Here is a 20,616-nt window from a genome sequence, read left to right on the forward strand (position 1 = left end):
GCGAAGCGCAGGGGAGGCAGGCGGGCATGGATCTGAGCTGGTCCGGGTTCAACTGGCCCTATCTGTGGACCCTGACGGTGCTGATCGTCGACATCGTCATCAGAATCGTCGCCCTGTTCGTGGTGCCGCGCAACCGCCGCCCGACGGCGGGCATGGCGTGGCTGCTCGCCATCTTCCTGCTGCCGGTGCCCGGCCTGCTGCTCTTCCTCATCATCGGCAGCAAGCGGCTGCCGAAGAAGCGCGAGCGCAAGCAGGAGGCCGTCAACGAGTTCGTGGCCGAGATCTCGAGTCGCGAGGACAACGGCCTCGTCACCCCTGAGCGGGAGCTGCCGCCCGGCGTCGACAACGCCGTCAAGCTCGGCCGATCCCTCGGCGCGCAGCCGATGCTGCTCGGCAACACCGCTTCGATCTGCTTCGACTACGAGGAGTCGCTCGCGCGTATGGCCGCGGCGATCCGCGAGGCGCGCGAGTACGTGCACGTGGAGTTCTACATCCTCGTGCACGACAGCACGACGGACGACGTCTTCGCGGCGCTGCGCGAGGCGATCGCGCGGGGCGTGAAGGTGCGCGTGCTGCTCGACCACATCTCGGCGGTGCGGAACCCCGGCGCGAAGCGCACGCGGCAGAGCCTCACCGACATGGGCGCGGAGTGGGTGTACATGCTGCCGGTGCGCCCCTGGCGGGGCGAATACCAGCGGCCGGATCTGCGCAACCACCGCAAGCTGCTGGTGATGGACGGCCGGGTCGGGTTCATGGGGTCGCAGAACCTCGTCGACTCCAGCTACAACAAGCCGGCGAACCGGCGCCGGGGTCTGCATTGGAAGGACCTGATGGTGCGCGTCGAGGGCCCGATCGTGCTCGGGCTCGAGGCCGTCTTCCAGGGCGACTGGTACCTCGAGACCGGCGAGTACCTCACGAACATCGCGGAGGGTCCGCTCTCGGTCGAGCGGCCGGGGGATCTCGACTGCCAGATCGTGCCGAGCGGCCCGGGGTATGGCGCCGAGAACAACCTGCAGGTGTTCGTCTCGCTGCTCTACGCCGCGCACCGCCGCATCAGCATCACGAGCCCGTACTTCGTGCCCGACGGCTCGATCATGAACGCGCTGCGCGCCGCCACCGCGAGGGGCGTCGAGGTGGAGCTGTTCGTCTCGGAGATCGGCGATCAGGCCGTGGTGTACCACGCGCAGCGCTCCTACTACGAGGAGTTGCTGCGCGCCGGCGTGCGCATCTGGATGTTCAGGCCACCCTACATCCTCCACTCGAAGCACTTCACCATCGACGGCGATGTGGCGGTCGTGGGCTCCTCGAACATGGATCAGCGATCGTTCGGGCTCAACATGGAGATCTCGATGGTGGTGCACGGCGCGGCCTTCGTTCGGGATCTCGACGGCGTGAACGACTACTACCGCGAGAACGCTCGCGAGCTCACCCTCGAGGAGTGGCAGCAGCAGTCGCTGCCGTCGCAGCTGCTCGACGGTCTGGCCCGCCTCACCTCCGCGCTGCAGTAGCGCCGGGGGTTCGTCGCCGAGGTTCGTCGGTTGGGCAGGAGCGCGCGATTCCGGTTTCGCGACTCGGTCGGCGTTCCGAGCGTGCCGAACGTGCTCACCACGGTGCAGGACTGGGGCGAGCTGGCCGAGGTCTCGGAGCGGGCGGGGTTGGGCCAGGATCTGGTGATCCAGACGGCCTACGGCGACTCGGGCAAGACCACGTACTTCGTGACGAGCGAGGCCGAGTTCGCCGCCGTGGCCGACGAGGTCACCGGTGTCGAGATCAAGGTGATGAAGCGGATCAACAACCGCCCGATCGCGATCGAGGCCGTGCTGACCCGCCAGGGCACGGTGGTGGGGCCGTGCATGACCGAGATCACGGGTCACGCCGACCTCACGCCGTACCGCGGAGGCTGGGCCGGCAACGAGATGTTCCCCACGGTGCTCGACGACACGAGCCGTCACGCCGCCATCGAGCTCGTGCGCAAGCTCGGCGACCGGCTCGGCAAAGAGGGGTACCGCGGCTTCTTCGAGGTCGACGTGCTGCTCGACACCGACACCGGCGACGTCTACCTCGGTGAGCTGAACCCCCGCATCAGCGGGGCCTCGGCGATCACGAACGTGACGGCCGGAGCGTACGCCGACGTGCCGCTGTTCGCCTTCCACCTGCTCGAGTACTCGGGGATCGACTTCGAGATCGACGTCGAGGAGATCAACCTGCGCTGGGAGGAGCTCGTCTCGGAGGACGAGTGGAGCCACATGGTGATCAAGCACACGAGCAGCACGGTGGAGCGCATCGACGCGGCGCCCCGCACGGGCCGCTACTCGCTCGACCACTACGGCAACCTCGTCTACACGCACCACGACTACGACTGGCACCTGCTGGGAAACGAGTCCGACGCGTTCTACCTGCGCATCTATCAGGAGGGCGACTACCGATGGAAGGGCGCCGACCTGGGCATCCTCGTCACGAAGGCGCATCTCGAGGCCGGCCACGGCGGTCTCACGCTGCACGCCAAGTACCTGATCGATGCGATCCGCGGCATGTACTGCACGACCGTGATCGACGGCGACGAGCTCGCGCCGAAGCCGACTCCCGCCAAAGGCAAGTGAGCCGCGTGGGATACTGAAGGGATGAATGCTGAGACCGGATACGGTGTGAATGGACCGACGACGGGGTTCATCGAGGTCGTTCCGCCGCTCGACCAGTGGCAGTTCGCTCCGTACCTGCAGTGGTCGATGCAGAACATCCAGTCGTTCCTGCCCGTGCATCCGATCAGCCGGGGGGCGCGAGCCACCGAGTTCGCGCTCCGCCCGGCCGATCTGGGCGCCCTCGCGGTGCCGCACCCGTGGGAGGACCGCAGCGCCACCTTCACGGAGGTGATGGGCGCCACCCACACCGACGCTGGATGGTCACCCACCGCGGTGCGATCGTGGGCGAGCAGTACCTCGGCACCCTCGCGCCGGCGGGCATGCACCTGCTGATGTCGGTCTCGAAGTCGCTCACCGCGACGACCGCCGGGCTGCTCGCGGCGAGCGGCGAGCTGAACCTCGACGCCCCGGTCACCGACTACGTGCCGCAGCTCGTGGGATCCGGCTACGAGGGTGCCCTCGTGCGGCACCTCGTCGACATGCGCACGGGGGTGCGGTTCTCGGAGGAGTACCTCAACGAGGACGCCGAGGTGCGCCTGCTCGAGGAGGCCATCGGCTGGGCGCCGAAGAAGCACCCCGAGGTGCCGGACTCGCTGCTCGGCTTCCTGTCCACGCTGGGGCAGGAGCGACCGCACGGCGGCCTGTTCGACTACAAGTCGTGCGAGACCGACGCCCTCGGCTTCGTGATCCAGGGGGCAGCCGCCCGCCACGCGGGCGACGTGATGTCGGAGCGTCTGTGGCAGCCGATGGGGGCCGAGTTCGACGCGCACGTCGGCATCGACAGCGTCGGCGGCGGCATGTTCGACGGCGGCGTCTCGGCGGCGATGCGGGATCTCGCGCGCTTCGGCAACCTCTACGTCAACAAGGGCTACGCGCTCGACGGCGCGGCGGTGCTGCCCGAGTGGTGGGTCGAGGACACCTTCGCGGGCGGCCCCGACTCGAGAGAGGCGTTCGCGAGCTCCGAGGACGCCACCTACATGCGCGGCGGCATGTACCGCAACGGCTTCTGGTTCCCCAGCGAGAGCGGCGACGTGATGCTGGCGCTCGGCATCCACGGTCAGATGATCTACATGAATCGTGTGACGGGCGTGGTCGGAGTGAAGGTGTCGAGCTGGCCCACGCCGCAGGATGCCGAGAAGCTGTTCTGGACGGTGCGCGCCTTCGAGGTCGCCTCGTGGGCGCTCAACCGCGGAGAGGCGTAGCCGCAGCCGTCTCCGGCGCCCGCGCCACGCTCAGCGCCGCCGAGCCGTCGCCGGCTCGCACGCCGGTCCCGAGGCCGTCGCTCGCCGCGTCTCCGATCCGATCCCGGCTGAGCAGCCAGATCTCACCGTTCAGGATGCGGGGCACCGCGGCGCCGCTGAGCTGCGCGAGCCCCGCGCGCAGCAGCGCGCCGTGCGCGACCACGATGGTGCCGGGGGGCGCGGTCGAGGATGCCGAGCATGGCTCCGGCGGAGCGCTCGGCGAGCTGCTCGAGCGGCTCGGCGCCGGGGATCTCGAGCCCGGGCCAGCGTTGGTGCGCGTCGCTCACGAGCAGGCCCTCGGCCGGGCCGAAGTCGCGTTCCCAGAGCGCCTCCTCGATGCGCGCCGAGTCGAGCCCGAGCGTCGTCGCGAGGATCTCGGCGGTCTCGACGGCCCGGCCGAGCGGCGAGCTGAGCATGCCGCGCCACGGCCCATCCGCCGCGAGCTCGGCGAGGCGTGCGGCCGTTGCCGCGGCCTGAGCCCGCCCCGTGCTGTTGAGCGGCACCTCGGTGCGGCCCTGGATGCGGCGCTCGAGATTCCAGTCGGTCTCGCCGTGGCGCACCAGCGCGATCGTGTTCGCGGTCGAGAAGATCATGCACTCACCATAGGCGGTGCCGGCTGAGCCTCTGCTGCCCCCGACCCCCGTCGAGTCCGCGAGGACTGCGGCGGTGCGGCTGCGGCGGGCTCGTGCGCATCCGGTTCCTCCGCTCCCGCCGCCCGCCGACCGGTCGACGCCGCGGGGTAGGCGATCGCGCGCTCGATCTCGACCCGCACCCGCGTGCCCGCCGCGCAGCGGATCCCGCGTCCTCGGCTGCGCAGGCGCAGTCCGTTCCAGTCGACGACGAGGTCGTCGCCGTCCCTGCCGAACAGCGAGGAGGCCACTGCGGCGGGCCCCTCGGAATCGGGCACGACGCGCACGTGCTCGGGGAGCACCGCCAGCTCGACGGGGGAGCCCGGCGCGGGTGAAGCCCACCCGGGCGAAGCGGCGCCCCCCGCGGCGCCGGCCGCTGCCGCACCCGTTTCAGGGCCTCGCTCGATGCGATCCGCGGCCACGCGGAGCGCCGGCCGGTGGGCCCGGAATCCGCTCGCGTCGAGGGCGCCCTCGATCACGGTCGCGTCGGCGATGAAACCCGCCACGAAGGCCGATGCCGGGCGCCGCAGCAGCTCGGCGGGGGCGCCCTGCTGCTGCACCCGCCCGCCGTCGAGCACCACGACGCGATCGGCGAGCGCCAGCGCCTCGCTGCGGTCGTGCGTCACGTGCAGCACGGTGAGGCCCAGCTCCCGGGTCAGCAGTCGCAGTTCGAGCCGCAGCCGATCGCGCAGCGGCTCGTCGAGCGCCGAGAGGGCCTCGTCGAGCAGCAGTACCCGCGGTCGAGCGACGATGGCCCGGGCGATCGCCACCCGCTGCCGCTGGCCGCCCGAGAGCGTCGCCGGGTTGCGGCGCTCGGTGCCCGCGAGACCGACGAGCTCGAGCGCTTCCGAGACGCGTCGCGCTCGCTCGGCGCGCCGGACGCCCGAGCGCCTGAGCGGGTACTCGATGTTGCGGCCCACGCTCCAGTGGGGCCACACCGCGTGCTGCTGGAACACCATGCCGAGACCGCGGCGCTCGGGTTCCACCCAGCGATCCGCGTCTGCGACGACGGCGTCGCCGACCCTCACCGAGCCGGCGGTGGGCCGCACGAAGCCCGCGACGGTGCGCAGCAGCGTCGTCTTGCCCGATCCCGAGGGGCCGATGAGCGCGACGAACTCGCCGTCGCCGACCCGCAGGTCGACGTCGGCAAGGCCGAGGTGGCCGCCCGGGTAGGCGAGGCTGACCGAGGCGAGGGAGACCGAGGACATGGGGATTCCTAACGTGAGCTGCGCGCCGTGAGGCCGAGGCCGGCGAGGCCGACGAGCGCGACGATGAGCGAGAGGGCGGACGAGGCGTTGTAGGCGCCGGCCTGCTGCAGGTTGAAGATGACCACGCCGAGGGTCTGCGAGCCGGGTGAGAGCAGCAGCACCGAGAGGGTGAGTTCGCGCACCGCGGTGAGCGCGACGAGCACCGCCCCCGACAGTGCGGCGGGTACCGCCATGCGGCACGAGATGTCCCACAGCGCCCGCAGCCGCGAGGCGCCGGCGACCCGCGCGGCCTCCTCGGCGGTGCCGGGCGTCGCGGCGAGCGGGGCGCTCACCGACTGCACGACCAGCGCGAGGAACGAGGTGAGGTAGGCGCAGAGGATGATCCACGGCGTGTTGTAGAGCCCGATGCTCGGGGCGATCACCAGCCAGGCGACCGCGATGACGAGGCCGGGGATCGCCTGCGGCAGCAGCGCGAGCCCCAGCAGCCCGGCGTTGTCGCGGGCCCGCGTGCGGGTGACGAGCGTGCCGATCGCGAGCCCGAGCAGCCCGCAGACGACCGCCGCCGAGACGGCGAGCATCACCGAGTTGCCGATGCCCGTGAGCGTGCCCGACGCCGTCAGGGCGCGTTCGAAGCTCGCGAGGGTGATGTTCTCGGGCGTGAACGGCACACCGGGAGCGGGCAGCAGGGACTGGGCGGTCAGGGTGACGAGGGGCAGCACGGTGATCGCGAGCACGAGCGCTGAGGCCGCGATCCCCACCGGGATGCGCGCCCGGCCGAGCGGCAGCCGATCCGGCGCCGCGGCCTGACCGTCGAGCTCGACGCGCGTGCGCGAGCGGAGCAGATCGACCACCACGCCGAGCAGTGCGATCACCAGCAGCACGAAGCCGATCGCGGCGACCACCGCGAGCGGGTCGTCGACCGTGCCCGACTGGAGGTAGCGGTAGACGAGGGTCGACAGGGTGACGTAGCGCTCGGGCAGGCCGATGATCGAGGGGATGCCGAAGTCGGCGAGGTTCGAGACGGCGATGAGCGTGAACGACGACAGCATGGCGGGGCGCAGCAGCGGCAGCGTGATCGCCGTCATCGCGCGCCCGGCGGAGGAGCCCGCGATCCGCGCCGCCTGCTCGAGGTCGGCCGGCACGCGCCGCAGCGCCGCGGTGACGATCATCATGGCGACGGGATAGCCGTGCACCGCGAGCAGGAAGACGACGCCGTCGCCGCCGTAGAGGTTCCAGAGCGGGGCGCCGAAGCGGGCCGACCACCACGCGTTGACCGGCGAACTCGGTCCGAGCAGGCTCAGCCACGCGATCGCGCCGACGAACGGCGGCATGAGCAGCGGGCTCAGGGCGAGCAGGCGCAGCGCCCGGCGACCCGGCAGGTCGGTGCGCTCGAGCAGCAGGGCGAGGGAGGTGCCGACGACCACGGCGAGCGCCCCGGACAGGGCTGCCGAGACGAGCGAGTTCACCGCCGCGTCGAGCACGGCGGGGTCGGCGAGCTGGGTCCATCCGCCGCCCGTCGCGGCGAGCGCCACGATCGCCGCGATCGGCAGCAGCACGAGGGCGCCGACCGCGACCCACAGCGCGCCGCGAACGGCGCCGAGGCCGTCGAGGCGCGCGGCGCCCCCGCGGGGCCGACCGGCGACGGCCGGTCCCGCGGGGGCGAGCAGGCTACTGGAAGAGGCTATTGAAGGTCTCGACCGCGGCGGCCTGGGTGGCGCGGATCTTCTCGAGCTCGGGGTTCAGCAGCACGATGTCCGAGATCTCGGGCGCGCCCTCGGGGCTCTGCACGTCGTCGCGGATCGGCAGGTAGGACTGGGCGACGGCGATCTCCTGGCCCTGCTTGCTGATCAGGAAGTCGACGAGCAGCTTCGCGGCCTCGGGCTGCTCGGTGTCGGCGAAGATCCCGACGGGCTGCGAGACGAATGGCACGCCCTCCTCGGGGTAGACGGCCTCGATCGGCGAACCCGCGGCGGCGAGGTCGCGCACGAGCGAGTCGACCACGATGCCCACGGGGCTGCTGCCCTCGGCGACCGCCTGCGACACGGGGCCGTTGCTCTCGGCGATCAGGGGGCGGTTCGCGGCGAGGCCTTCGAGCCAGCTCAGGCCGAGCTTCGGCTCGTCGAGCCAGACGGCCGCGTTGTAGGCCGCCGCGCCCGAGACGTCGGGGTTGGGCATGGCGATCTTGCCGGCGTAGGCCGGGTCGGTGAGATCGTTCCACGAGGTCGGCGCGTCGGCGATCGTGTTCGTGTTGATCGCGATGACGGTCGGCAGCAGGCGCGTGCCCACGTAGAAGTGCTCGGGATCGATGAGATCCTGCTGGATGCTCGCGGCCTCGGGCGATTCGTACTCGAGCAGCAGGTCGCGCTCGGCGTAGTCCTCGAAGGTGGGGGCGTCGGCGGCGAGCAGCAGGTCGGCGCCGATGTCGCCGGCCTTCTCCTCCGCGGCGATGCGGGCCGTGAGGTCGCCGGTGCCGGCGCGGAACACCTCGACGTCGATCTCGGGGTGCTGCTCGGTGAAGGCGGCGATGAGCTCGTCGATCTTCTCCTGGGGTTCGGAGGTGTAGAGGGTGAGGCTCGCGGCCTCCGTCTCGGCGGCGTCGGGGGAGGCGTCGGCGGCCGGCGCCGAGCATGCGGTGAGCGCGAGTGCTGAGAGGGAGAGCGCCGCGACGGCGCCGAGGGAACGGTTACGAGACATGATCTGCTTTCTCTGGGGGTGCTGAGCGGTGGGTGAGGGGTCGGGAGAAGATGGGTTGCGGCGACTGGAGGCCGATCGCCGCGGCGCTCACGCCGTGGGCTGTGAACTGCACGAGCGAGAACATGGGGGCGTCGTGGCCCGCGACGGTGTCCGGCCCGGCGTCCATCACCTGGTGGTAGGCGAGCGAGGGGCCCACGAACACGGGGATGCCGCCGAGCGAGGCGGCGAGCGAGTGGTGGAAGTGGCCGGCGAGGATCGCGCGGGTGTCGGATCCCTCGAGCACGCTCAGCAGCTCGGGCGCGTCTGCGAGGCCCTGCTTGCTGAGTGAGGGGAGCGGCGACTCGACCGGAGCGTGGTGCAGCGCGATGATGCTGCCGGCTTCGTGCGGCTCGCGCAGCGCGTCGGCGAGCCAGGCCAGCTGTGCCGGGCCGAGCGAGCCCGTGCTCGAGTCGAGGCGCACGATGCGGTAGCCCTCGACGTGCTCGACGCCGTAGTGGCGTTCGCCGTGACCGGGGAGCGCGGCGGCGGCGACCGGGTCGTCGTGGTTGCCGAGCACGGTGAAGACGGGGGCGCCCACGATCTCGGCCAGTCGGGCGCAGGCCCGGGACACCGACCGGTACGCGCCGGGGTGGCCGCGCTGCACGAGATCACCGGTGACGACGACCGCCTCGGGCGTCATGCCCACCGAGTGCGCGTACTCGCCCACGCGCTCGAGCCGGCCGACGCCGTCGACGGTGCCGTAGAGCAGCCCTTCCTCGGTGGCGTGCACGTCGCTGATGTGCAGCACGGTGAAGCGCCCGGTCGCCGAGCTCATCGCGCGGGCTCCGGATCGGCCGCGAACCGCGCCGAGGCGGTGGGGAGGGCCGAGGCGGTCGGGAGGGCCCTGGCCGCCGCTGCCTCCGACGCCCGGCGCCCCAGCGCGGTGAGGTGCTCGAAGCGGGCGCCGTGGCGCACCAGGTAGGCGCTCGCGCCGCCCTGCCGTTCGACGAGATCGAGGGCGGCCGCGAGGGCTTCGGCGGGGCTGTCGAGGTGCAGCCGCTCCGCGTCGGCGCGGGATCCGGCCGTGAGGCCGAGCGCGTCGAGCTGCTCGGCGACGAGCGCCCGGCGGGCGGGACGCACCGAGATCCCGGATCGGCTGTAGTCGTCGATCACGTCGTCGCGCGGTTCGCCGGCCGCGAGCCTGGCGAGTGCGACGACGAGGCCGGTGCGATCCTTGCCCGCCGTGCAGTGCACGATCGCGGTGCCGGGGTGCTCGGCGATCGCGATCACCGCGGCGGTGAGTTGCGGCGCCCGGTCGCGGATCAGGCCTCGGTAGATCGTTTCGAGAGTGCCGCTCGCCGGAGGGCGCTCGCCGTAGAGGGGGAGCGAGCGCACGGCGAGGGAGTGTCGGCGGGCGCGATGCTCCGAGGCCTCGCGCAGGTCGATCACGAGGTCGACGCCGCGCTCGCGCAGCGCGCGTTCGCCTTCGGTCGAGAGATCGTCGAGAGTGGCGGATCGCACGAGCCAGGGAGCGGTCTCGTCGCCGATGCCGCGAGCGTTGTAGCTGCCGTCGAGCGGGAATTCGAACACGGGGCTCCTCGGGTGATGCGGCGGGTGTTCCGCCTCGTTCCAGAATCTCTGGAACGCGTTACATCACCACTATCGAGGCGTCGGGTGGCCGGAGGGTGAACGGTGGGGGAACCCCGCGCGAAGAGTCGGCGAAGCGGGTGAGCGGCGGCGGGGTGGGCCCCGCGGCTACTCGCCCGTGTCGGCGAGGGCTCGGGCGACGACCGAGCGCATCGCCTGCGAGTCGGTGGCCGCCGCGCCGTCGAGGCGGTCGGCGACCGCCGTGAGCAGCGCGTGCAGCAGCACGGAGTGGTTGAGGCGCACGAAGAAGGGGTCGACGGAGTGCTGGGGCCCCACCGCTCCCGTCGAGACCACCGCGTCGGCGAGCTCGGGGATCGGGGCGCGGGTGTAGCTGCACAGCGCGATCACGGTCGCGCCGCGCTGCTTCGCCGCCCGGCAGGTCGCGAGCGTGTGGGTGTTCGCGCCGGAGTGGCTGAGTGCCAGGCAGACGTCGCCCGGGCCCAGGGTGTGCGCCGCGAACTGCTGGGCGAGGATGTCGATCGGCGCCTCGACTGCGCGGCCGATGGTCGCGAAGCGCATGGCCGCGTCCTGCAGCGGCGGCGCCGAGAAGCCGTTGGCGGTGAAGAACACGCGCCCCGCTGCGGCGACGAGGGCGGCGGCCGCGGCGAGCGCCTCCCGGTCGACCGCGTTCCGGCCGAGCAGCAGGGCCTCGCGGGCGCTCTCGAACACGCGGCTGACGCCGTCGCCCGAGGCCGCGTCGGCGGGGGCGCCCTCGCGCGCCAACTCGAGACGCAGATGCTGGAACCCCGTGAACCCGAGCCGCTGGCAGGCGCGGATCACGGTCGCCGCCGAGGTGCCGGATGCCGTCGCGAGCTGCTGCGTCGACCACTGCGGCACCTCGGACGCACGGTCGAGCACGGCCCTCGCGACCGCTCCCTCGCTCGGCCCGAGCGAGGGGGCGTAGGCCCTGATGCGCGCGAGCGTCGAGCTCGCGCCGGTCTCGACGGCGGGCGGTCCAGGGTGCGACGACATGCGCACAGGGTAGTGCACCCAGGTGTCGGCCGGGTGAAGCGCCGCCGGACGGGAGCCCGCGCCGCCCGCGGGCCGGATGGGGCGGGGCTCAGGCCCGCGCGGCTCCGCCGATCACGAGCAGCTCGCCGACCTCGCAGTCGAGCGCGCGGCAGATGGCGGTGAGAGTCGAGAAGCGGATCGCGCGAGCCCGATCGTTCTTGAGCACCGAGAGATTGACGAGGCTGACCCCCACCCGCTCGCTGAGCTCGGTGAGGGTCATGCCCCGCGCGGCCAGGAGTTCGTCGAGCCGGCAGTGGATCGCGTGCGTCTCGCCGGCTTCGGCGGGGCTCATACGAGCCCCTCGGTCTCGCGCTGCAGGCGCTCGCCCACCACGAAGACCGTGCTCACGAGCGCGATCACGAACGCTGCCAGAACGTAGGGGGCCGGTGCGACGCCGAACACGATGTTGTCGACCTGCCGATCGGTGGCCCAGGCCAGGGCGCCGTTCGCGAGCATCGTGCGGCAGAGCTCGGAGGCCGCGTAGCCGACCAGGCCGACGATCCCGGCGACGCTGACGAGCCTCGTGTTGCGCCTGCTGAAGATGGTGCCGCGCAGCACCGAGATCGCCAGCGCGATCAGGCAGGCCGAGACGGTGGCCGTGACGAGCGCGGTGATCACCGGCGCGGCGACGCCCGCCGCGAGCGACGCGACGGGCATGTCGGTGACGCGGATCGTGGCCGCCTCGAGCTCGGCGGGAAGCGCGCCGGAACCGGCCGGCACCTCGACCGGCAGACCCGTGAAGCGCACCTCGACCGGGGTGGGATCCGGGCTCAGCAGCTCGACGATCCGCATGACGGCGAACACCGCGGTGGCGACGGTGATCGCGGCGCCGGCGCCGACGAAGGCCCAGAGGCCGGCGCGGTCGCCGCGGGACGGACCGGGGGCGGGTGCGGGGGTGGACATGATCTCTCCTTTATCGATAGTCGATATTATCGCTTTTCGATAAGTTTGGGCGGTGGCGCTCGATCTGTCAAGCCGATGCGCCCTCGGACGGGGCCCGTCCACGGCCTATTACGCCCAGATCGAACAGGGCACCGCAGACCCTCATCACCGCGTAGCCTGGATGCATCGGCCGGGAGCGCACCGACGACGCGACCCCGAGCCCAGGAGGTTATTGATGTTCGAGAGATTCACCGATCGCGCCCGCCGGGTGGTTGTGCTCGCCCAGGAAGAGGCGAAGATGCTCAACCACAACTACATCGGCACGGAGCACATCCTGCTCGGTCTCATCCACGAGGGGGAGGGCGTCGCAGCCAAAGCGCTCGAGCAGCTCGAGATCTCGCTCGACGCCGTGCGCGCGCAGGTGACCGACATCATCGGCACCGGCCAGCAGCCGCCACAGGGGCACATCCCCTTCACGCCGCGGGCCAAGAAGGTGCTCGAGCTGAGCCTGCGCGAGGCGCTGCAGCTCGGCCACAACTACATCGGCACGGAGCACATCCTGCTCGGCCTCATCCGCGAGGGCGAGGGGCTCGCCGCCCAGGTGCTCGTGAAGCTCGGCGCCGATCTCAACCGCGTGCGCCAGACCGTGATCCAGCTGCTCTCCGGCTACCAGGCCGGCAAGGAGAGCGCGACCGTGGGCGCACCCGAGCAGCAGAGCGATGCCAAGGGTTCGCAGGTGCTCGACCAGTTCGGCCGCAACCTCACCCAGGCCGCCCGCGAGGGCAAGCTCGATCCGGTGATCGGCCGCGAGAAGGAGGTCGAGCGGGTCATGCAGATCCTCTCGCGCCGCTCGAAGAACAACCCCGTGCTGATCGGCGAGCCCGGCGTCGGCAAGACCGCCGTCGTCGAGGGCCTCGCGCAGGCGATCGTCAAGGGCGAGGTGCCCGAGACGCTGAAGGACAAGCAGGTCTACATGCTCGACCTGGGGTCGATGATCGCGGGTAGCCGGTACCGCGGCGACTTCGAGGAGCGCCTGAAGAAGGTCACCAAGGAGATCCGCAACCGCGGCGACATCATCATCTTCATCGACGAGATCCACACCCTCGTGGGCGCCGGCGCCGCCGAGGGCGCGATCGACGCGGCCAACATCCTCAAGCCGATGCTGGCCCGCGGCGAGCTGCAGACGGTCGGCGCGACCACGCTCGACGAGTTCCGCAAGCACTTCGAGAAGGACGCGGCGCTCGAGCGCCGCTTCCAGTCGATCATGGTGAACGAGCCCTCGCTGCCGCACTCGATCAACATCCTGAAGGGCCTGCGCGACCGCTACGAGGCGCACCACAAGGTGTCGATCACCGACGGCGCGATCGTCGCCGCGGTGAACCTCGCCGACCGCTACGTGCAGGATCGCTACCTGCCGGACAAGGCGATCGACCTGATCGACGAGGCGGGGGCCCGCCTGCGCCTCTCGATCCTGTCGAGCCCGCCGGAGCTGCGCGAGTTCGACGAGAAGATCGCGGTCGTGCGCGCCGACAAGGAGCAGGCGATCGAGGCGCAGGACTTCGAGGCCGCCGCGAACAAGCGCGACGAGGAGAAGAAGCTCATCGCCGAGCGGCTGCGGCTCGAGAAGCAGTGGCGCTCGGGCGACGTGGCCACCCAGGCCGAGGTCGACGAGGGCCTGATCGCCGAGGTGCTCGCGCAGGCCACCGGCATCCCCGTGTTCAAGCTCACCGAGGAGGAGACCTCCCGGCTGCGCTTCATGGAGGAGGCCCTCCACCAGCGCGTCATCGGTCAGAACGAGGCCATCTCGGCGCTCGCGAAGACGATCCGCCGCCAGCGCGCGGGTCTCAAGGATCCGAAGCGCCCCTCGGGCTCGTTCATCTTCGCCGGCCCCACCGGCGTCGGCAAGACCGAGCTCGCCAAGGCGCTCGCCGAGTTCCTGTTCGACGACGAGGACGCGCTGATCTCGCTCGACATGTCGGAGTACGGCGAGAAGCACACCGTGTCGCGCCTGTTCGGCGCCCCTCCCGGCTTCGTCGGCTTCGAGGAGGGCGGCCAGCTCACCGAGAAGGTGCGCCGCCGGCCGTTCTCGGTCGTGCTCTTCGACGAGATCGAGAAGGCCCACCCCGACATCTTCAACTCGCTGCTGCAGATCCTCGAGGAGGGTCGCCTCACCGACGGCCAGGGCCGGGTCATCGACTTCAAGAACACGGTCATCATCATGACGACCAACCTGGGGTCGAGCGCGATCGCGGGCGGCCCGGTCGGCTTCCAGATCGAGGGCGACACGTCGGTCGGCTACGACATGATGAAGGGCAAGGTCAACGAGGAGCTGAAGAAGCACTTCAAGCCCGAGTTCCTGAACCGCGTCGACGACACGATCGTGTTCCCGCAGCTCACCAAGGCCGAGCTGCTGCAGATCGTCGACCTCTTCGTGAAGCAGCTGAAGGATCGCCTGCTCGACCGCGACATGCACATCGAGGTCGCCCCGGCGGCCCGAGAGCGCCTCGCCGAGATCGGCTACGACCCGACACTCGGCGCGCGGCCGCTGCGCCGCGCGATGCAGCGAGAGATCGAGGACCGCCTCTCCGAGCGCATCCTCGGTGCGGAGCTGCTGGCCGGCGACCTCGTGAAGGTCGGCTTCGAAGACGGCGAGTTCACGTTCGAGACCGACCGCAACTCCGAGAAGGCGCACGGAGACGCGTCGGCGTCGTCGGCCGCGGCGGTGGCTTCGACAGCCGCGACGCCCGGCACCGCCGAGTAGTCCTCTCGTCGCACCCGTGAAGGGCCCGCTGCCTCCGCAGCGGGCCCTTCACGCGTTCCGGGGCGGGGCGTCGCGGCATTCGCACCGTGAGGTGTGCCGTCGCGAGGGGGCGCTCCCTCTAAGCTGGTGGGATGACCGAGCCCGCAGAGATCCGCATCCGCAGCGCGCGCACCGATGACGTGCCGCGCATCGTCGCGCTGATGGAGCCGCTCGTGGTGCGACGAATCCTGCTGGGCAAGGACCTGGTCGACCTGTACGCCGCCGTGCCCGAGTTCCTGGTGGCGACCGATGACGCGGACCGGGTCATCGGCTACGGCGCGGTGCACGTGATGTGGGAGCGGCTCGGCGAGGTGCGCACGCTCGGGGTGTCCGAAGACTGGCTCGGGCGCGGCGTCGGCCACCGGCTGCTCGAGGCTCGAACTGCGCGCCCGCGAACTCGGCCTCGCCCAGCTGTTCTGCCTGACGTTCGAGACCGCCTTCTTCGGGCGGCACGGCTTCGAAGAGGTGAGCGAGAACGCCGAGCTGGTCGCGGCCGATGTCTACGCCGAGCTGCTGCGCTCGAGCGACGAGGGCGTGGCCGAGTTCCTCGATCTCGCGCGCGTGAAACCCAACACACTGGGCAACACGCGCATGCTGAAGCGGCTCTGACGCCGTTTCGCGGTTACGCTGACGCTATGTCGACGCTGCGCAACCCGGTGGGTCCGAAGGACCGGAAGGTCTACATCCGGCGTCGCATCCTCGTGCTCGCGGGTCTGCTGGCCGTCATCGCCGTCGTCGTGCTCGTGTTCGTGAAGCCGGGCTCGAGCGGCAGCGCGCAGGACGCCCGAGAGGTCGAGGTTCCGAGCGACCTGGCGGCGGCCGAGGCCGACGACGCCGACGATGACGTGCCGGCGTGCAATCCCGCGCAGCTGCAGGTCGCACCGATCACCGACAAGACCGACTACGCCGAGGGCGAGCTGCCGCAGTTCGCGCTGACGGTCGAGAACACCGGTCAGGAGGCCTGCTCCGCCGACCTCGGCACCGCGGGCATGGAGTTCGCCGTGACGAGCGGCGACGACCAGGTGTGGCGCTCGATCGACTGCCAGCAGAACCCCGAGCACCTCGCGGTGATCCTCGACCCCGGCGCCCCGCTCGAGACCGAGTCCGTGGCGTGGGACCGCACGCGATCCAGCCCCGAGACCTGCGAGATCACACGGGACCCCGTCGCGGCCGGAGGCGCCTCCTACCACCTGAGCGTCGCCGCGGCGGGCGCGCAGGGCGCGGGCACGGCGCAGTTCCTGCTCTACTAGGGACGGCCGCTTCGGCGCGGGCGGCGCGGGCGGCTCAAGCGGGGAGGACCACGACGCCCCGGTACGCCGGAGCACCCCAGCGGGTCACCCGGTCCACGGAGGGCAGCGGGAGCGGCAGCGCGTAGGTGTCGACCCAGGTCTCTCCGTTCGGATAGTGGATCCAGGGATCCGAGAGGATGATCACGTCGTTGTCGTCGCTGTCGTGGACGATGTCGGCGGCCAGCACCCAGTGGGGCGTGGGGTCGGCGATGAGCTCGGTGAGATCGATGAGCAGGAGCACCTGCGCGCCGTCGCGCACGAGCCGGGCGATCTCCTCGACCTCGATCCAGCGGCGCTCGATCGGCAGCCCCAGCTCCTCGGCTCGACGCAGCGCCTGGTGCTGCAGGTCGATGCGCAGCACTCGGTCGGCGTCGTTCTCGAATTCTTCGAGCAGCACCGGTTCCGTCGTGCTGAGCACGACTCGTGGCAGCTCGGGGAGCACCCCGGTCTCGGCCGTCTCAACGGCCAGACCGACCGGCTCGCAGGCCGGGAGATTCGTGATGCGGCGCCAGAAGGAGATCTCCGCGGTGCGGTTCGCCGAGAGATCGCTCGGGCTGAAACCGTTGCGTCCGCGCGATTCGAGGGCCATGAGCGACGAGACCGCTCCGCACGTGACCTCTGTGGTCTGCCCGTAGTAGGGGGCGAGGCGCGAGGGGCGCTCGCCGAGCCAGTGCGACCAGGCGACCACCTCCGCGGCGTCTCCCGTGCGCGTGCTGGGCACCGACGGGACGGGCTTCGGCGCCGCGGTGAATCCCAGCGCGGAGAGCGTCTCGCGCTGGCCGTCCGTGAGCGGCGCGAGAGCGCGCTGCTCCTCGAAGTGCACGACAACCGGTTGCGGTCGCGTCTCGCCGACGGGCGGTGCATCGAAGCGCGCGGCGTCCACGAGCTCGCGCCACACCTGCTCCGAGGCGGCCACGACATCGACGATCTTGCGGTAGGCGGTGAACGGGCGCCCGGCGGTGAGCGCGGCGCCGAGCACGCTGCCGTCGGCATCCGTCCAGAGGAGTGTGCGGGGCGCCCAGAGTTCGCGCTCGACCTCCCACAGAGCGAGCCTGGCCTGAGGGAGCCCCGCGCGCAGCGACGAGGGGAGCTCGGCGCCGATGCGGGTCTCGATCGAGTGGCTGGTGTGGTCGTCGGCGTTCATCGCAGTCCTTCCGGGTGCCGGGGATCGTCGGGTGCACGCATGCTGTCGTGACGGGCCGCCGCCACGAGCATGCGGGTGTAATCGTGCTGCGGATCCCGCAGCACCCGCTCGGTGGCGCCGCGCTCGACGATCTCACCGCCGCGCATCACGACGACGCGGTCGGCGATGCGTCCCACCACGCCGAAATCGTGAGTGATGAAGAGGATCGCGAGCCCGAGCTCGTCGCGCAGCCGGGTGAGGAGGGCGAGGATCTGGGCTTGCACCGAGACGTCGAGGGCGGACACGCTCTCGTCGCAGATCAGCACCTCGGGGTTCGGGGCGAGGGCCCGCGCGATGGCGACGCGTTGCCGCTGGCCGCCCGACAGCTGCGAGGGGCGCCGGGTCGCGAAGCCGGGTTCGAGCTCGACGAGCTCGAGCAGCTCGGCCGCGGTGCGGTCGCGCCTGGATCCAGCGCGGACGGCCTCCTCGAGCGTCTGCCCGATCGTGAACGAGGGGTTGAGCGTGGAGTACGGATCCTGGAACACGATCTGGATCTCGTCGGGGCGCCGGCCTCGGCGCCCCGGAGGAAGCGGCCTGCCGCGCAGTGTCACCTCGCCGCTGTCGGGAATCTCGAGGCCCGCGATGGAGCGCGCGAGCGTCGACTTGCCCGAACCCGATTCGCCCACGATCGCGAGGACCTCGCCGGGCGCGACGTCGATGTCGGCGTTCGTCAGCGCCGATGTCGCGCCGAAGTACTTCGAGATGCCGGTCGCGGTGAGCACCGGCGCCGCGGAGAGCGATCGGGGCGGGGCCGCATCGCCGAGGGAGGGATTGGCAGCGATCAGGGCGCGCGTGTACTCGTGCTGCGGATCGCGGATCACCCGCTCGATCTCGCCGCGCTCGACGACCTCGCCGTCGCGCATGACCAGAATCCCGTCGGCGCGACCCTCGACCACCCCGAGGTCGTGGCTGATGAGGATCAGGCTCATGCTGCGGGTCTCCTGCAGGGAGCGCAGCAGATCGAGGACCTCCCCCTGCGTGCTCGCGTCGAGCGCCGTGGTCGGTTCGTCGGCGATGAGCAGCTCGGGTTCGGCCGCGAGTGCTGCCGCTACGGCGACGCGCTGCCGCATCCCGCCGGAGAGCTCCGAGGGGTACTGACGGGCGACGCGCGACGGCAGCTGCACCTCGGCGAGCCGCCGCTCGACCTCCGCGCGCAGACGCTCGCGATCGGGGGCGGCTCCTTCAGCCCTCAGCCGAGCTTCGACGGTCAGGGCGATCTGCTGCCCGCACCGCATCACTGGGCTGAGACTCGTGAAGGGATCCTGCAGCAGTAGGACCGCTCGACGCCCGCGCACCTGCCGCCAGGTGTCGGCGGACGCCGCGGCGACGTCGTAGTCGAAACCGTCTATGGCGACCCGCCCCGTCGCCCTGATCCCGCGCGGCAGCAGGCCCGTGATGGCACGCGCCGTCAGCGACTTGCCCGATCCCGATTCGCCGATGATGGCGAGCGTCTCGCCCGGCGCGACCTGCAGATCGAGTGGCGCCACGATTCGCCGGGTGGAGCTCGCCACCTCCAGCTCTGAGACGCGCACGCCCGAGCCCGCAGCCCCGTTCACTGGATCCCCCGTTCGCGCAGGCGGTCCCCGAGGTGGTCCCCGAGCACGTTGATCGCCATCGCGACCGCCACGATGAGGATCGCGGGGGCGACCATCATCGCGGGATTGTCTCCGACGATCCCGCGCCCGTCGGTGATCTGCCTGCCCCAGTCCGCGGTGCCGGGCGCGACCCCGATGCCCAGGAACGACAGGGACGAGAGCGTCACGAGCGCGATGGCGAGGTTGAGCATGAAATTGGTCATGATGAGGGGCCAGATGTTCGGCACGATGTGACGGTACATGATGCGCGCCGGCGAGAGCGACAGCATCTGGGCCGCCTCGACATAGGGGCGCGGCGCCTGCTCGATCACGCCGGCTCGGATGATGCGGATATCGGAGGGTGCGAAGAGCGCGATGAGCATCGCGACGGTCACCCAGTAGCCGGCGCCGAAGATTCCCGCGACCACGAGGGCGACCAGCATGACCGGCAGCGAGAGCAGGATGTCGACGAGGCGCCCCGTCGTCCAGTCGATCGGGCCGCGGAGGTACCCGGCGAGCGTGCCGATGAGGATCGCCGCGACCATCGATCCCGTGGCGATGACGAGCGGGCCGGCCAGCGCCGACCCCGTGCCGGCGAGCGTGAGGAGCAGCACGTCGCGGCCGAGCTCGTCGGTGCCGAGGAAGTGCCCCGGAGAGCCGGGCGGGAGCAGCGCGTCGAGGATGCTCTGCTTCGAGGCGGGTCCGGTCAGCAGTGGAGAGATCGCGGCCGTGGCGGCGGCGAGCATCAGCAGGACGGCGGAGAGGATCGTGCTCCAGCTACGGGGGCGTCGCGGCGTCGAGCGCACACTGTCGGTGAGGGAGATCTGCGGGGTGCGCATGCTCATGATGTCAGCTCCCGAGTGCGAACGCGCGGATCGAGCAGCAGGTAGCTCAGGTCGACGAGGATCGTGATCACCGCGATCGCGGCTGCGACGAGCAGGGTGATGGCCTGCACCACGGGGAAGTCCTTGAACAGCACGGCCTGCTGGAGCAGTTGCCCGATGCCCGGCAGCGCGAACACCGTCTCCACGATGATGGTGCCGCCGATGATGAACGTGAGGATGAGGCCCGCGCTCGTCACGATCGGGATGAGGGCGCTGCGGAGCGCGATTCGGCGGATCCGGTTCTCGGAGATGCCGCGGGACCTCGCGAAGACCACGGCGTCGCTCTCGAGTTCGCGCAGCACCGCTGCGCGGGTCATCCGCATGAGGATCGCGCCGATCCCCATCGCCAGCACCGCGGACGGCAGGATGAGGTGCCAGAGCCGATCGAGGCCGCCGGTGCCGGGGCCGTATGCGGGGAAGACGGGCACGAGGATCGCGAACAGCGTGATCGCGAGGATCGCGAGCGCGAAGCTGGGCGCCGAGAGCCCGAGCAGGGAGGCCGCGCTCGCCGCACGGTCGAGAGCGGTACCGCTGCGGGCAGCGCTGAGGATGCCGAGGGGGATCGCGGTGACGAGGGCGAACAGGAACGAGAGACCGATGAGGAGGCCGGTCACCTCGATGCGGCTCGCGATGACCTCGAGGACCGGCTGCTGCAGGCGTATCGACGTGCCGAAGTCGCCGCGCACGGCCGAGAGCAGCCAGTCGAGGTAGCGGGTGATGAACGGATCGTCGAGCCGGTACTGAGCGCTGATCGTCGCCACCGTCTCCGGGGAGACCGGGCGGTTGCCGAGCAGATTCTTCACGATGTCGCCAGGCGCGAGATAGAGCAGTGCGAAGGTCAGGAACGAGATCACGAGGAGGATGACGAGCACGCTCGCGATCCTGAGGGCCAGCATGCCGGCGAGGCGCTCGCCCGGCCTGCGCCGCCGTCTGATCCGATCGGTCACAACACCACC

General features: G+C 71.1%; 19 protein-coding genes and 1 pseudogene. 7 read left to right on the plus strand and 13 right to left on the minus strand.

The genetic code is table 11. The features are described 5' to 3' along the window. The first annotated feature begins 26 nt into the window (after window positions 1-26). The 4 genes from cls (at window position 27) to Leucomu_RS03070 (ending at window position 3,841) form a co-directional block, all read left to right on the plus strand. A complete protein-coding gene (cls, locus tag Leucomu_RS03060) occupies window positions 27-1,508 on the plus strand; it encodes a cardiolipin synthase (RefSeq protein ID WP_128387760.1) in 1,482 nt (493 codons plus the stop codon). A gap of 90 nt (window positions 1,509-1,598) precedes the next feature. Next, window positions 1,599-2,600 carry a hypothetical protein gene (locus tag Leucomu_RS03065; RefSeq protein WP_128386299.1) on the plus strand — a complete coding sequence of 334 codons (1,002 nt, stop codon included), beginning with the start codon at window positions 1,599-1,601 and terminating at the stop codon, window positions 2,598-2,600. Window positions 2,601-2,621: 21 nt separating this feature from the next. Then, the gene (locus Leucomu_RS15400) at window positions 2,622-2,972 is read left to right on the plus strand and encodes a hypothetical protein (protein ID WP_228407231.1); all 351 of its coding nucleotides are present in this window, start codon (window positions 2,622-2,624) and stop codon (window positions 2,970-2,972) included. Then, window positions 2,897-3,841 carry a serine hydrolase domain-containing protein gene (locus Leucomu_RS03070; protein ID WP_228407233.1) on the plus strand — a complete coding sequence of 315 codons (945 nt, stop codon included), beginning with the start codon at window positions 2,897-2,899 and terminating at the stop codon, window positions 3,839-3,841. The genes Leucomu_RS15400 and Leucomu_RS03070 overlap by 76 nt, the downstream gene beginning before the upstream one ends. A gap of 122 nt (window positions 3,842-3,963) precedes the next feature. Here the strand turns inward: Leucomu_RS03070 and Leucomu_RS03075 are convergent, their stop codons facing one another. From Leucomu_RS03075 to Leucomu_RS03115, 9 genes are all read right to left on the minus strand, one after another. Beyond that, complete coding sequence (locus tag Leucomu_RS03075; RefSeq protein ID WP_228407235.1) at window positions 3,964-4,473, minus strand: histidine phosphatase family protein; 510 nt, start codon at window positions 4,471-4,473, stop codon at window positions 3,964-3,966. Continuing rightward, window positions 4,470-5,717, minus strand: a complete 1,248-nt coding sequence (locus Leucomu_RS03080; RefSeq protein ID WP_128386300.1) for an ABC transporter ATP-binding protein — start codon at window positions 5,715-5,717, stop codon at window positions 4,470-4,472. The genes Leucomu_RS03075 and Leucomu_RS03080 overlap by 4 nt, the downstream gene beginning before the upstream one ends. An 8-nt stretch (window positions 5,718-5,725) precedes the next feature. Next, window positions 5,726-7,402 (minus strand): ABC transporter permease, encoded by a 1,677-nt coding sequence (locus Leucomu_RS03085; protein WP_194294578.1) that lies wholly within the window; start codon window positions 7,400-7,402, stop codon window positions 5,726-5,728. Continuing rightward, complete coding sequence (locus Leucomu_RS03090) at window positions 7,386-8,411, minus strand: ABC transporter substrate-binding protein (RefSeq protein WP_128386302.1); 1,026 nt, start codon at window positions 8,409-8,411, stop codon at window positions 7,386-7,388. Before Leucomu_RS03090 ends, Leucomu_RS03085 begins: the two co-directional genes overlap by 17 nt. Further along, window positions 8,401-9,225: a metallophosphoesterase gene (locus Leucomu_RS03095; protein WP_128386303.1), complete on the minus strand. Its 825-nt coding sequence runs from the start codon at window positions 9,223-9,225 to the stop codon at window positions 8,401-8,403. The genes Leucomu_RS03090 and Leucomu_RS03095 overlap by 11 nt, the downstream gene beginning before the upstream one ends. Continuing rightward, on the minus strand, window positions 9,222-9,980 hold the full coding sequence (locus tag Leucomu_RS03100; protein ID WP_128386304.1) for a tyrosine-protein phosphatase: 759 nt from the start codon (window positions 9,978-9,980) through the stop codon (window positions 9,222-9,224). Before Leucomu_RS03100 ends, Leucomu_RS03095 begins: the two co-directional genes overlap by 4 nt. A 165-nt stretch (window positions 9,981-10,145) precedes the next feature. Then, window positions 10,146-11,009, minus strand: a complete 864-nt coding sequence (locus Leucomu_RS03105; RefSeq protein ID WP_228407239.1) for a MurR/RpiR family transcriptional regulator — start codon at window positions 11,007-11,009, stop codon at window positions 10,146-10,148. Between the two features lie 88 nt (window positions 11,010-11,097). Further along, window positions 11,098-11,340 carry a helix-turn-helix domain-containing protein gene (locus Leucomu_RS03110; protein ID WP_128386306.1) on the minus strand — a complete coding sequence of 81 codons (243 nt, stop codon included), beginning with the start codon at window positions 11,338-11,340 and terminating at the stop codon, window positions 11,098-11,100. Continuing rightward, window positions 11,337-11,951 carry a DUF2975 domain-containing protein gene (locus tag Leucomu_RS03115; protein ID WP_128386307.1) on the minus strand — a complete coding sequence of 205 codons (615 nt, stop codon included), beginning with the start codon at window positions 11,949-11,951 and terminating at the stop codon, window positions 11,337-11,339. Before Leucomu_RS03115 ends, Leucomu_RS03110 begins: the two co-directional genes overlap by 4 nt. A gap of 214 nt (window positions 11,952-12,165) precedes the next feature. On the opposite strand from Leucomu_RS03115, the gene Leucomu_RS03120 reads away from it, so the two are divergent. The 3 genes and pseudogenes from Leucomu_RS03120 to Leucomu_RS03130 all read left to right on the plus strand — a co-directional run bounded on the left by Leucomu_RS03120 (window position 12,166) and on the right by Leucomu_RS03130 (window position 15,980). Further along, window positions 12,166-14,691: an ATP-dependent Clp protease ATP-binding subunit gene (locus tag Leucomu_RS03120; protein ID WP_128386308.1), complete on the plus strand. Its 2,526-nt coding sequence runs from the start codon at window positions 12,166-12,168 to the stop codon at window positions 14,689-14,691. 131 nt (window positions 14,692-14,822) lie between these two features. Next, window positions 14,823-15,339 (plus strand): annotated as a pseudogene (locus Leucomu_RS03125) (amino-acid N-acetyltransferase). A gap of 26 nt (window positions 15,340-15,365) precedes the next feature. Beyond that, window positions 15,366-15,980 (plus strand): hypothetical protein, encoded by a 615-nt coding sequence (locus Leucomu_RS03130; protein ID WP_128386309.1) that lies wholly within the window; start codon window positions 15,366-15,368, stop codon window positions 15,978-15,980. A 34-nt stretch (window positions 15,981-16,014) separates the two neighbouring features. Here the strand turns inward: Leucomu_RS03130 and Leucomu_RS03135 are convergent, their stop codons facing one another. From Leucomu_RS03135 to Leucomu_RS03150, 4 genes are read right to left on the minus strand one after another with little or no spacing between them, the layout of a single operon-like run. Next, on the minus strand, window positions 16,015-17,163 hold the full coding sequence (locus Leucomu_RS03135) for a peptidase C39 family protein (RefSeq protein ID WP_128386310.1): 1,149 nt from the start codon (window positions 17,161-17,163) through the stop codon (window positions 16,015-16,017). Further along, a complete protein-coding gene (locus tag Leucomu_RS03140; RefSeq protein ID WP_128386311.1) occupies window positions 17,160-18,758 on the minus strand; it encodes an ATP-binding cassette domain-containing protein in 1,599 nt (532 codons plus the stop codon). The genes Leucomu_RS03135 and Leucomu_RS03140 overlap by 4 nt, the downstream gene beginning before the upstream one ends. Beyond that, a complete protein-coding gene (locus tag Leucomu_RS03145) occupies window positions 18,755-19,621 on the minus strand; it encodes an ABC transporter permease (protein ID WP_128386312.1) in 867 nt (288 codons plus the stop codon). The genes Leucomu_RS03140 and Leucomu_RS03145 overlap by 4 nt, the downstream gene beginning before the upstream one ends. Next, the gene (locus Leucomu_RS03150) at window positions 19,618-20,607 is read right to left on the minus strand and encodes an ABC transporter permease (protein WP_128386313.1); all 990 of its coding nucleotides are present in this window, start codon (window positions 20,605-20,607) and stop codon (window positions 19,618-19,620) included. Before Leucomu_RS03150 ends, Leucomu_RS03145 begins: the two co-directional genes overlap by 4 nt. Window positions 20,608-20,616 lie beyond the last annotated feature (9 nt).

This window comes from Leucobacter muris, from assembly GCF_004028235.1.
GTDB classification, from domain to species: domain Bacteria; phylum Actinomycetota; class Actinomycetes; order Actinomycetales; family Microbacteriaceae; genus Leucobacter; species Leucobacter muris.